Annotated in this window: 12 protein-coding genes; 6 read left to right on the top strand and 6 right to left on the bottom strand. The window is 35.0% G+C overall.

Annotation, left to right across the window (positions count from 1 at the left end):
- Positions 1 to 35: 35 nt before the first annotated feature.
- A complete protein-coding gene (locus CVS93_RS01110; RefSeq protein WP_107686236.1) occupies positions 36 to 581 on the top strand; it encodes a hypothetical protein in 546 nt (181 codons plus the stop codon).
- 358 nt (positions 582 to 939) lie between these two features.
- The gene (locus CVS93_RS01100; protein ID WP_107686235.1) at positions 940 to 2,556 is read left to right on the top strand and encodes an AAA family ATPase; all 1,617 of its coding nucleotides are present in this window, start codon (positions 940 to 942) and stop codon (positions 2,554 to 2,556) included.
- A 39-nt stretch (positions 2,557 to 2,595) separates the two neighbouring features.
- Here CVS93_RS01100 and CVS93_RS01095 read toward each other — a convergent pair whose 3' ends face one another.
- The gene (locus CVS93_RS01095; protein WP_107686234.1) at positions 2,596 to 3,810 is read right to left on the bottom strand and encodes a saccharopine dehydrogenase family protein; all 1,215 of its coding nucleotides are present in this window, start codon (positions 3,808 to 3,810) and stop codon (positions 2,596 to 2,598) included.
- Positions 3,811 to 4,255: 445 nt separating this feature from the next.
- On the opposite strand from CVS93_RS01095, the gene CVS93_RS01090 reads away from it, so the two are divergent.
- Positions 4,256 to 4,912 (top strand): hypothetical protein, encoded by a 657-nt coding sequence (locus CVS93_RS01090; RefSeq protein ID WP_107686337.1) that lies wholly within the window; start codon positions 4,256 to 4,258, stop codon positions 4,910 to 4,912.
- Positions 4,913 to 4,975: 63 nt separating this feature from the next.
- On the top strand, positions 4,976 to 5,698 hold the full coding sequence (locus tag CVS93_RS01085) for a tetratricopeptide repeat protein (RefSeq protein WP_107686233.1): 723 nt from the start codon (positions 4,976 to 4,978) through the stop codon (positions 5,696 to 5,698).
- 114 nt (positions 5,699 to 5,812) lie between these two features.
- On the opposite strand, the gene CVS93_RS01080 is transcribed toward CVS93_RS01085, so the two are convergent.
- The 3 genes from CVS93_RS01080 to CVS93_RS01070 form a co-directional block, all read right to left on the bottom strand.
- A complete protein-coding gene (locus tag CVS93_RS01080; RefSeq protein ID WP_107686232.1) occupies positions 5,813 to 6,280 on the bottom strand; it encodes a HEPN domain-containing protein in 468 nt (155 codons plus the stop codon).
- Complete coding sequence (locus CVS93_RS01075) at positions 6,270 to 7,349, bottom strand: DUF262 domain-containing protein (protein ID WP_107686231.1); 1,080 nt, start codon at positions 7,347 to 7,349, stop codon at positions 6,270 to 6,272. The genes CVS93_RS01080 and CVS93_RS01075 overlap by 11 nt, the downstream gene beginning before the upstream one ends.
- Before the next feature lie 105 nt (positions 7,350 to 7,454).
- On the bottom strand, positions 7,455 to 8,126 hold the full coding sequence (locus tag CVS93_RS01070) for a non-canonical purine NTP pyrophosphatase (RefSeq protein WP_107686230.1): 672 nt from the start codon (positions 8,124 to 8,126) through the stop codon (positions 7,455 to 7,457).
- Positions 8,127 to 8,239: 113 nt separating this feature from the next.
- Between CVS93_RS01070 and CVS93_RS01065 the strand changes: the two genes are divergently transcribed.
- Positions 8,240 to 9,541, top strand: coding sequence for an MFS transporter (locus tag CVS93_RS01065; protein WP_107686229.1), 1,302 nt, complete (start codon positions 8,240 to 8,242; stop codon positions 9,539 to 9,541).
- Entirely contained in the window at positions 9,538 to 10,674 is a 1,137-nt protein-coding gene (locus tag CVS93_RS01060; protein WP_107686228.1) for an NAD(P)/FAD-dependent oxidoreductase, read from the top strand. The genes CVS93_RS01065 and CVS93_RS01060 overlap by 4 nt, the downstream gene beginning before the upstream one ends.
- A gap of 246 nt (positions 10,675 to 10,920) precedes the next feature.
- On the opposite strand, the gene CVS93_RS01055 is transcribed toward CVS93_RS01060, so the two are convergent.
- Positions 10,921 to 11,559: an HAD family hydrolase gene (locus tag CVS93_RS01055; protein ID WP_107686227.1), complete on the bottom strand. Its 639-nt coding sequence runs from the start codon at positions 11,557 to 11,559 to the stop codon at positions 10,921 to 10,923.
- Between the two features lie 74 nt (positions 11,560 to 11,633).
- Positions 11,634 to 12,650, bottom strand: coding sequence for an OmpA family protein (locus CVS93_RS01050; protein WP_107686226.1), 1,017 nt, complete (start codon positions 12,648 to 12,650; stop codon positions 11,634 to 11,636).
- Positions 12,651 to 12,784: the final 134 nt, after the last annotated feature.

The raw sequence follows: 12,784 nt of genomic DNA, 5'->3' as shown, positions 1-12,784 counted from the left end.
GATATTTATTATCAATTTTATAAAAAGGATTCTTTATGAACAAACTTACTTCTGTTGCTTTAGCAGCTTCATTTTTTGCAGTTTCAGCTCTTGCATTTAGCGTAGAAGGTGAACCAAAGGTAACATTTACTGGCTATAAGCTAGCAAATAAGACAGCCGTACTAGGCACTTTTAAAACGATAAATTTTAAAAGTCAAGAAAATGCAAATTTTGCTGATTTTTTAAAGAGCTTTGAATTTAAGCTAGAGCCAAAAGATATTGACACAAAGCTACCTGACCGCGATAAAAGGATTGGCATTATTTTCGATGGCAAGGCAGTAGATGGCAAGATCGTAGCAGTAAATGGCGACGATAAGGCTGGAGAAATGGATGTTGAGCTTAGCATAAATGGCAATTCAAAAATTTTTAAAACAAAATATGAAGTACAAAATGGCAAGCTAGTAGCAAAATTTTCGGTTGATCTTGTAAATGATTTGAAGCTAAATGAGAGCTTTGATAAATTTGCTGCTGCCGCTAAACCATTCCACGGTGGAAAGAGCTATCCAGATGTAGATGTTGGCTTTGAAGCAGTGATAAAATAACTTTCAATTTCGGCGCCAGTAAGTTAGCTTGTGCCGAAATTATTTCTTTATCCTAGTTTCTTATTCCATGATACCAAAAAATCGAAGATGACGGATTTTTCATATAAAAAGCGGCAAGAATGCGAAATTTTACTTTAAAGATATCAAGCAAATCAGCATTCGCGAGATAGACGCCAAGCGCAAAATTAGTGTTTCAAACATAAAATTTAAAAAAAGGCGAGCTAGCATATGGTCTCATGTAGCCTAGCGGCGATGATAACGCCGTGATATACGACAAATACGAGCTATCCAAGCACGAAGTTTTTAAAATTTAAAGCAGAAATTTGAGAAGTGTAATTAAAAATAATAAGGTTTAACAATGAAGGTATCTAAAGTGCGTATACAAGAATTTAAACGTTTTAAGGATTTAACTATTGATTTAGGAGATAGCCCAAAGAAAATCGTTGCTATTGTCGGCCCAAATGGTTGTGGTAAAAGTAGTGTATTGGACGCTTTTATTGCATTAGGCCCATCTTTTGGTGCACGTATAGGAACAGATCCATCCGGTAGTGTTAAGAATTATTTTTTTAGATCAAATAATAAAAATTTCTATGAACTAATTGATATAGATTTTGTTGTAGGTGGTATTGTTTATAGAAAGGATGAACTGTGTAATATAGAAAAATATAAAAATAGTCTAAATAGTCTATTTTCGTTTAGAAGCCCATATAGATACAATAATGATTTAAATATTAAAGAAATTAGAGCAGTCAGCCCAATAGAGGAAAATAGATATGGTGCTAGCTATTCCGTTAGCATTGATGAAAAAATAGAAGAAAACTATAGGGGACTGCTTGCATATTTTAATTCATATAGAGATAACAATGATTTAAAACCGTCTGAAGCTAGAAAACATGTTATAGACCAACTAAATAATTCAATTAAAAACTGTTTAGATTTAGAAATAGTTAGTATGGGAGAAGTTGAAGGTGGCAATGGCACTTTATTTTTCAAAAAGCCTGATTCTGATGTAAAATTTTCTTTCAATAGTTTATCTTCTGGCGAAAAAGAAGTAGTTGATATACTTTTAGATTTATTTTTGAGAAAAGAAAAATATAAAGGCTCTATTTATTTAATAGACGAGCCGGAGCTTCATATAAATACATGTATACAAAGAAATCTTATGAAAGAGATAAACAATCTAATAGATAATGAAGGTCAAATTTGGATAACAACGCACAGTATAGGTTTTTTAAGGGCCTTACAAACGGACTTTATAGGCGATAGTCAAATCATTAAATTTCATAAAAACATTAATCTATCCGATAAAATAGAACTAAAACCCATTGATAAAAACTATAATGAATGGAAAGAAATTTTTGAAACTGCCTTAGACGATTTAACAGGCTTAATTGCACCTAAAAGAATAATTTATTGCGAAGGGAGAGCAGAATTAAAAGATAGCTATGAAAAAGGATTGGATGCAAAGGTATTAAATAATATTTTCAATAAAAAATATCCAGATACTTTATTTGTATCAAGTGGTGGAAATACTGAGCTAGACTATAGAAGTAGAATAGCGATAGCCATACTTGGAAAAGTATTTAAGGACTTGGAAATTTGGGTATTTAAAGATAGGGATATAGCTTCAGGCGGCAATGTGAGTGAATTTGATAGGCAAGAATACCTTGATGGTCAAGAAAATAGCTTTAGAGTTATGAAAAGATGGGAAATAGAAAATTATTTATTTGATAAAGAGATTTTAAAGGCTTATTGCGACAAAAAGGGGTGCCAATTTGATGAGAGTAGGTATGATGCTGTAGTGACAGATGTAGTAAATAACAATGTGAAGGATAAGGGTGGAGAAATTAAAAAGTGTTGTGGCATAACGACGCCTATTAATATTGAAATCTTCAAAGAAAATTTATCAAATTTTATTTTACCAGACACTTTGGTTTATAAAGAGCTTGAAGACTGCATATTTAATAGAAAATAAAAGATGGTAAAGAATTTTACCATCTTGTTAGAATATTTCTTACTTTACTTCATACCTCTCGCCGGGTTTCATTTCGATTATCTCCCACGGCAAGCCCTGCTTATTGAGCTCATCCATGAAAGGCTTGGCGTCGAAATTTTCCATATTAAAGACGCCTTTTCCGCTCCAGATGCCTTTTGCCACCATCATCGAGCCGATCATCGCAGGCACGCCCGTCGTGTAGCTCACAGCCTGTGCGCCCGTTTCGGCATAGCAAGCCTCGTGGTCGCAGACGTTGTAGATATAGACTTGACGCTCTTTGCCGTTTTTTAAGCCACGTATCACGCAGCCGATGTTGGTTTTACCCTTCGTGCGAGGGCCTAGGCTTGCAGGATCTGGTAGCAAGGTCTTTAGAAACTGTATCGGAACTATTTTTACGCCGTTGTGCTCGACCTCGTCGATACGTAGCATGCCGACGTTTTCTAGACACTTCATGTGAGTTAGATAGCTCTGTCCGAACGTCATAAAAAAGCGGATTCGCTTTAGCCCTTTGATGTTTTTAACAAGGCTTTCTAGCTCCTCGTGATAGAGCAGGTAGCTATCTTTGACGCCTACTTTCGGGTAGTCCCATTTGAACATTATTTCCATCGGCTCGGTCTCTTTCCACTCGCCGCGCTCCCAGTAGCGACCCTTTGCGCTCACTTCGCGTAAATTTATCTCTGGATTAAAATTCGTCGCAAACGCATATCCGTGATCGCCCGCGTTGCAGTCTAGGATGTCGATCTCGTGGATCTCGTCAAAGAGATTTTGCTGTGCGTAGGCGCAAAATACGTTCGTCACGCCCGGATCAAAGCCGCTTCCTAGCAGCGCCATCGTGTTTGCGGCTTTAAACTCGCCGTCCTTCGCCCACTGCAGCTTATACTCAAATTTAGCGGTGTCGGGGTGCTCGTAGTTTGCCGTGTCGATGTACGGGATGCCGGCGCGAGAGCACGCGTCCATGAGGGTTAGGTCTTGATACGGCAGCGCCACATTTAAAAGCAAATCGGCACCCGTTTTTTTGATGAGCGCGACCATGGCATCGGTATCGTCCGCGTCGATCTGGGCGGTGTCAATTTGCACGCCTAGGCGGTCTTTTATAAATTTAGCGATCGCGTCGCACTTGCTTTTAGTGCGGCTAGCAAGCGTGATCTTGCTAAAAACGTCCGCGTTCATCGCGCATTTTACGGTCGCGACTTGACTTACGCCGCCCGCGCCTATGATTAAGATATTTGACATTTAAGCTCCTTTAAATTTTAGTGATTTTAGCAAATTTAAGATGAATTTTAAGAGACGGGGTGCTATTAATTATAAAGTTGGCTATGGCCAGCACAAAGTCTAACAAGAAAGACAAAAAGCAGATAACACTAACACAGATAAGTAGCATATCGATTGCCGGCGGCAGAAAATTAAATTTACCTCCTGACAACGCACGATGAATTTTCTCTCAGATTCTATTTTTTAGTTTGAGATGGGTTGTATAATAAATAAGCTTAAATTTTTTAGGTTTAATTTTGTCGCTAAAATTTGAGTGCCTAAATTTATTCTAAAGCGTACAACGATACATTATTAAGTTAGCTGTTTTGGGTATAATCAACATATTTAAATCTAGGAAAATATAGCAACCGATTTAAAAAACTTGGATGGATTAGCGCCTGGCAAGAGGACACAAAAAGAGATACCGATGATTGAAAATTGCAAGCAAAGACCGAATAAAAAAGAGGTAGAAGCATTAACTCTTTTTTATAATAGATTCTATTTTTTATATGATGAAATTTCTAATGAAAATTTTAAAACTCAAGAGCCATGCTTTAGATTTTATAGACTCAGAGAAGCATTTTCAGTATTTAAAGAGATTTCTAATTATGAACCAATTAAAGAATATTTAAAGTGGATGAAAAAAGGAGGACGACCTTTTTTTGAAGGATTGATTGCCGATGATCTATTTAGTTTTATTAGAAAACTCTTATTGCACTTTCCTATTTTTGACACATGGGATGAAGTATATATAAATAAAAGTCTTGCCACTTGGGATAAGGCTGGGCAAATAAATAAATTTCTAATCAAGGCAAAAGAATATAAAATTGATGATAAATCAGAGGTCAAATATAGAATATGGGAAGTAAAAAAGAAAAAAATGACTTATTTTTCTGTTAAATTTCCCAGTGAATACAATGAAATAACAAATATTTATCTAAAAGATATAATCGCAGAAGAGATGGGTATGAAATTTTGCATGGCGCTAATGAGGCAGATAATTGATACTCAAATCGAAAATCCAGAAGAAGACATAAAAATAATGTCACAAGTTTATTTGCCAAGAAATAATAATGATTTATGAGGCAATACTGAACAAAATTTGCTTTTAATCGCTACAATAGCGCGAAATTTTAAAGGTAAAAAGATGAAGAAAATTTTGCCATTTTTAGCGCCTATTTGCCTCTTTGCAAGTAGCTGTGACGAGCTAATACAAGAGAGTGTGAGGGAGTTTTATAAAAGCGATAGAAATTTGGAGAGAGCCATAAATTTAGCCGAGCAAGCGACTGATGTCTGCTTAAAAGAGGGCAACACCGAGCAGGCGATCACTTCGCTCATAAATAGCGCTAGCATTTGCATGGTAAATAAAGAGCCACAAAAGGCGTTAGAGCTCTCACAAAGAGCCCTAGAGCTTGCGGCAAACGTTAGCGACAAGCTGCTACTAGCTCGCTCTTATCATAGCCTAGGTGCGGCACAAAAGGTGCTAGGCAGATACGACGAAGCACTTGCTAATTTTCAAGAAGCTCTAAAAATTTATGACAACGCGCCAAATGCCCCAATGAACGACGAACTCATCTGTATAAAAGGCATCGCTAGCGCCTACTACCTAAAAAACGACTTTGACAAAGCCCACGAAAACCACCTTTTAGCGCTAAATTTACTTGATATCACGCCGGAGTTAAGTGGCAACGAGCTTGTGCGATCAGAGCTTTTAGTAGAGCTTGCTAACGACCTAGCAAAGCTTAATCAAAAGGACGAAGCTACCCAAAACTACAAAAAAGTGCTTGAAATTTTAAATGGAAAAGAGCAAAATCCTCGCGCACGGGATCTTTTAGAGCGAGCCAACAAAGGACTAAAGGAGCTTAATTAGGGCTTTATCGTTAGCGTACCCTCTTTTATAGAGCTTGCTAGCATCTCGGCAAACTCTAAGCATCTTTATATCTGTTTTACAAAATGTAAGTTCTAAAGTATATTGAATCTATTTTTAAATTTTATCAAAAAGCTCTTGCTTGACTTTGTCCAACATTTTCTTTACCTGATCAAAATGCTTTAGATAGTTTTCTTTTGAAACATCAATATCTTTACAGTGAGCTATTTCGTTTCTTGCTCTTATAATGCTACCTAATGCACTAGATTGATCTTGCGTAATCTGCTGCTCCCAGTTACTATCAAATTTATTTAAAAATTTTTTTAACTTATCTGGATTTAAATTTTGACTATCAGGTAAACTCTCAAGTATAAAATTTTTAAATTCTTTTGGTATCTTTTTTTCTTTCAGACAATCTTCAACTATATTTTTAACATTTTTCTCAACATATCCAGCCATTAATAAAATTAAGTGCTTTGTTAGATGATCTATAATATCTGTATCTATATCATCTTTTAAAAGCAGATCTATTTGATTGTTTAAATCATTAATAGTTTTATTAAATTTGTCAAAACTACTGCACATTTCTTAAAAATTCTATTGATTTTTCTATTCTATCTTTAACACTTTTAACATTATGTGTTGTGCCAGTCTTTATAGCTTCTTTATACATCGAGTCTTGCATTAATTGGTTAATTTTTTCTTTTATTTGATTGATTGATTTATTTTGTAAAAAATCATAATTTTTATAAATTCCAACCCATAAAGAATCCAAAATAGCAATACTTAATTGATCATTTCTTCTAAAATATTCATCAGAATTTATCTTATTTAAAAATTCTACCATGTTCAAAAAGTCATCAACGCCTTTTTTTACATTATCCTCATCTAAATCTTTATTTTTAAACATAAAATCATTTAAAAACTGTTTCATATTTCCAGTATATTCATCGAATGATAATGCCAATAGTCTTAAAATTATTTCTTCATCTTTCTTTCTTGTATTATCAATTGAAATAAATTTTTTAACCACATCTAGATTGGCAAGCTTTGTTATTTCCTGTCTTAATACACCATCCGAAACACAATTTCTAACCTCTTGTGGGCTTAATTTTACACCACCCGTATTAAGTCTTTCAAAAATTGCATAGATAGCATGATAATTTTTGTCCTCTGGATTATCTGCTTTAATAATAGTAGCATGTATTATTGATGTAGCTATTTTGTCCTTTTCATTTTCTCTAAGATTTTCATACTTTTTTCCATTAAAATCTTGATTAATACCATCTAATCTAAAATCACGATTATCAAATGAATTTCTAAAATATCTAGATATAGATTCTATTCGTTGATAACCATCTATTATGAGCAACTTCTCATCTTTATCTTTATAAAGAAAAATACCAGGAACAGGTAGTCCCAACAATAATGATTCTATAAATTTAGAGGCTTGTTTCTTTTTCCAAACATAATTTCTTTGAAAGCTAGGCAAATATACTTTCCCCCTATCGTATCTATTTATAAGACCATCTACTGGAAAATCAATCCCATAACTTGTTAGATTATAATATACTTCGTACGATCCATATTCAGAATCTTGCTCATCATTAAATTCTGCTATTTTTAATTCTTCTTTATCTTCAACCACATTCATTTTGTATCTCCAATTTTTTATTTATATCACTCTATCCAAAAGCAATTTACAATAAACTAAAAAGTATACAACTTAATTTTAAAATACCAACATTTTATAAATTAATTATATAAAATTTAAACATAAACCTTGATCTATTTTATAATGTATTTTTAGGCTCTTTAGTACAAAATTTGCAAGCTCCAGGCCTTTTGAACGGTGAGAAATTTTAAGCTTCGTCTCATTATCTAGCTCGCCAAGCGTTTTAGTAAAGCCATCTGGGATAAAGAGCGCGTCGTAGCCAAAGCCATTTGTACCACGCTCCTCATCTATCGCTTTGCCATACATAAAGCCATGAGTTGTGTAGTCGCCAAATTTCGAGCTAATAGCGATACAGGCGGTGTAATGAGCTGGTGAGCTCTTTAAATTTAGCGCCTTTAGCTTACTAATTAGCTTTGCTCTGTTGTTTGCGTCATTTGCGTTCTTGCCGCATACCTTGCCATTTTCATCAAGGTCAAAATAGCGCGCAGAGTAGATCCCGGGCTCGCCACCAAGTGCATCCACACTAATGCCACTATCATCGCTAAGAGCGATAAGCTCATTATCAAGCCCCTGCTCTTTAAGCTTTGCAAAGACAGCTTTTGACTTTATGAGTGCATTTTGCTGAAAAGTGTTGCCATCTTCAACGATCTCAAATGGCTTTACAACCTCGCTTAAGGCGTAAATTTCATAGCCTTTTAAAAACTCTTTTATCTCTTTTACTTTGTCTAAATTTGATGTCGCAAGCACAATCTTCATTGCAAGAGCTCCTTGATTTTTGGGCATATTTTACAAAAAAGTAGATTAAATTTTTAAATTTAAATTAGTGTTAAAATGATAAACTTAGTCCTTTTAAAAATAAGGAAAATTTTATGTTAAAAAGCGTTTTACCACTATCTTTTATCATAGCAAGCAGATTTTTAGGTCTTTTTATAGTTTTGCCAGTGCTTAGCCTTTATGCCTTAAATTTACGCGGAGCAAACGAGTTTTTAGTAGGGCTAATAGTAGGCGTCTATGCGATCTCACAGATGATATTTCAAGTGCCTTTTGGAGCGCTCTCGGATAGGATAGGACGCAAAAAAACATTAACAATCGGACTTTTGGTTTTTATCATCGGCTCAATAATTTGTGCACTTACAAGCGATATTTTTACCATGCTATTTGGTAGATTTTTACAAGGCGTAGGTGCTATCGGAGCAGTTGCAACTGCGATGATAAGTGACTATATAACAGAAGAAAAACGCTCAAAAGCCATGGCGATAATGGGCGCTTTTATAGGGCTTAGTTTCACACTTTCTATGGTACTTGGACCGCTTCTTGCTAGAGACTACGGACTTTCAAGTCTCTTTTATCTAAGTGCCGCTCTTAGCCTGCTTTGCATTGTACTTCTTTATACCGTTGTGCCAAAAGAGATAAAAGTGAGCGCTAAAAGTGAAAAAGTGCCATTTGGTAAGCTGTTTTTGCAAAAAGACTACATGATCATAAATTTCACCTCTTTTATGCAAAAGATGCTAGCAAGCATCGCATTTTTGGTAATCCCTATCGTTTTAGTAAAAGAGTATGGTTACGAAAGCAGCGAGCTTTACAAGGTCTATACACTTGGTGCCGTACTTGGCTTTTTGGCTATGGGGCTAGCTGGTGCCCTTGGCGATGGCAAGGGGCTTAGCAAGGTCATCTTGATAGCTGGTACGCTACTTTTTGCCCTAACCTACACTATTTTTGCCATTAGCTTTACACTTTTTATCTTCGTTTTGGGAGTTGCTATATTTTTTATAGGATTTAACCTTCACGAGCCCATCATGCAATCAACCGCAACAAAATTTGTAAAATCCTCACAAAAAGGCTCAGCCCTTGGTGTATTTAATTCATTTGGCTATCTAGGAAGCTTTGTTGGAGGTGCATTTGGTGGGTATATATTGCATGCCTTTGGTTTTAAAGCACTAGCCATCATCTGCGTGGTACTTTGCGTGATATGGCTTGTTTTGCTCTTTAGCCTAAGCGATCCAAGAATTTTTAAGAACATCTATCTAAGTCCTGAAGTTAGCTTAAATTTAGAATTACTAAATAGCCAAAAAGGTGTAGTCGATTATTACAAAAACGAGAAAAATCAAGTGATCAAATTTGACTCTCGCCTTACAAGCGAGGCTGCTTTAAAAGAGAGCTTGAAGTTTTGATCTATGACGTCATCATCATTGGCGCTGGTGCTAGCGGACTATTTTTAGGGGCAAATTTAAAGGATAAAAAAGTTGCTATCTTAGAGAAAAATAGCAGCGCTGGCAAAAAGATCCTAGCAAGCGGTGGAGGCAGATGCAACATCACAAACCGCTTCATAAGCGCTAAAAACTACCTTGGCGAGCAAAAATTTATAGAGCAAATTTTAAAAGTATTGACTCCAGATCAAGTTTTAAAATTTTTTAGCGAGCTTAAATTTAGTGAGCAAAAGAAAAATCAATTTTTCTGCGATAGTGGCGCAAAGAGCGTTTTAAACGTGCTTTTGAAAAGACAGAAAGCGGATATTTTTTACAACGAAGAAGTTCTTGGTGCTAAAAAAGTAGATGAAATTTTTGAAATTTTGACAAAAGATGAGAAATTTAGAGCTAGAAATTTAGTCATCGCAAGTGGCGGACTAAGTTATAAAGCCCTTGGCGCAAGCGACATTGGTTATAAAATAACAAATGATTTTGGCATTGAAACATCAACTCTTTTGCCTGCACTTGTTGGATTTAGCGTACAAAAAGATGAGTTTTGGTTTAAAGAACTTAGTGGCGTTAGCCTAAACGCCGAGGTGGAAATAAATAGCAAAAATGAAAGCCATAAATTTAGTGACAATCTGCTTTTTACGCATAGGGGCATAAGCGGACCAGCAATACTAAATGCCTCGTTATTTTGGCAAAAGGGTCGAATTTGTATAAATTTTTTGCCCAAATTTAGTGAGAAAAATTTAGTAAATGGTAAAAAGCAGCTTAGCTCGGTTTTGCCCTTACCAAAGAGATTTGTGCTAGAGTTCTTAAAAAATTTTAGCTTAAAAGATAGAGCCTTTTATGAATTTAGCGATGAAGAGAGACAAATCATAAAAAGGCTTTTTGCTTATGAATTTGCCCCAGCTGGGACATTTGGCTTTGAAAGGGCTGAAGTTACAAAAGGTGGCGTAAAAACTAATTTTTTAGATGAAAATTTAGAGTGCAAAAGCGTAAAAGGGCTTTACTTTATAGGTGAAGTTTTAGATATCACTGGTATGCTTGGTGGATACAACTTGCATTTTGCATTTGCGAGCGCTCTAAAAGTGGCTAGGGTCTTAAATCTATGATCTCCTAAAATTAGCTAATTTTAGATAAATTTTCATATTTTAAATAAAATAGATTTAATATGAAAGTAGGCTTTTAAGAAAATCAATTTAAGTAATTTAGATGTTAAAAATTCATAATAAATATTTTTAAAAAGATTTTGTAGCAAACAAAGGTAATAAATTTTTGGAGTAAATTTTATAGCCAAGTAAGCTAAACGTTATGTTGAATTTAATTTAAAATATAAGCAGTTTAGGAATATTAGATTATTAAACCTCTTTTATAAAGCTAACGGCTTCAAATGGGTTTGAGAAAATATGTTTACTAAATTTCTCCAAATCACTCTTTTGACCATATCCACAAGTTAGACCTACGCCTGTAACAAAAGCGGCTTGTGCAGCCATTAGATCCATAATGGTATCACCTACCATAAATGCATTATTTTTATCTTTATTAAGTCTATCTAAAGCCAAATTTATAGGCTCTGGATTTGGTTTTGGATTAGTAACATCGTCTCTTCCAATAACAGTTTTTATATATTTCATAACTCCTAAATGCTCAAGCAAGATAATAGAAAATTTTGAAGTTTTAGTAGTAACTATACCCACGTCAGCAAAGCTATTTGCCTCCTTCAATGCTTCATTTGCATAATCTAAAAGTACCGTCTCATCAAGATAATTTTTTTCGTAGCAAGCTTTATACTCTTTTATATAGCTATCAATTAAATTTTTGCTTGCACCAAGTCTTTCAAACATTATTTCAAGCGGATGACCAACCAAAGACTTTAATACATTATGGTCTGGCTCTTTTTTGCCATGAGATAAAAAAGCTCTATCAAATCCTTTCAAAATAGCAGAAGTCGAGTCAATAAGTGTACCGTCCAAATCAAAAAGTATGGTTTTTTTCATCATTTTCTCCGTAGAAATAAAAAAGGGCCTAGCCGAAGCTAAGCCCCTAAAAGAAGTAACTTTAAATAATAAGATTATTTATTGAAAGTAGCTTCAACGCGTCTATTTTGAGCGCGGCCTTCTTTAGTTTTATTTGTGGCAATTGGTTTAAGCTCACCGTAACCAACTGTTGAAATTTTATCCTCACTTACGCCATAGCCAGCAAGAACATCAGCTACTGCTTTTGCTCTTTTTTCAGATAGTTTTTGGTTATAAGCTTCTGCACCTACGCTATCAGTGTGACCAGCAAGTACAACTTTATAATCTGGGTGTTCGCCCATAAAGTCAGCTACTTTTTTGATCTCAGCTGCATATTTTGGTCCGACTTTATAGCTATCAAATGCAAAGTTAACATCTAGATCTCTAAGAACGATAACTTTTTCACATCCTCTTTCATCAACGACTACGCCAGCTGGAGTGTTAGGGCATTGATCTATATCATTTGGCACGCCATCATTATCATCATCAAGAACTGGAGTTGCTGCTGGAGTTACTGCTGCAACTGGAGCTGCTGCCACAACTGGAGCTGCTTTTGAGTCAAGACCGATACCAAAGCCTAGTGAATAGAATAGGTTATGATCAGCATGTTCAAATTTGATAGCGTCTCTTGCTTCTGCTTTAAGAGCAAATCTATCAGTTACTTGATATCTTAAGCCAAAACCATATTGGCCAAAACCGCCATCTTCATTTTTAACAAAAATAGCTGGAACATCTTCATAACCAGCACCAACTAAACCATATAGACTAACTGGTCCAAAATCAACTATATCTTTTACAAGATTTGCATGATATCTAAGGACTCTTCCTTCTCTTGTTAAGCTACCTGTTTTTTCTTTTGCTTTTTGAGTGTAATCAACACCAAGCTCTACTTGATCAAAGAAAAAATCTTCAAGATTTCTAGCAGCTCTAACACCAACGAAGTTATGGTCTTTTACACGTAAATTTCCCTCTGGGTGAACACCACCAATAGTTGGAGTAACTTCATAATTGTATGCTGCGTTAGACGCAAAAACCGCTGTTGCGGCAACCATAGCTAAAGCAATCTTTTTCATATTTAGAATTCCTTTCTTAGGATTTATTTTAAAGTGGTTACATTTTAACTGAATAAAATTTAACCGACTCTAAATCATAATTTAATTAACAATGTAAATTTGAAATTTACACAACTTAAATTTTGCAAATGCAA

The sequence above is a fragment of the Campylobacter concisus genome (assembly GCF_003048535.1).
GTDB lineage: Bacteria > Campylobacterota > Campylobacteria > Campylobacterales > Campylobacteraceae > Campylobacter_A > Campylobacter_A concisus_S.
This window is presented reverse-complemented; position numbering and strand designations above follow the sequence as displayed.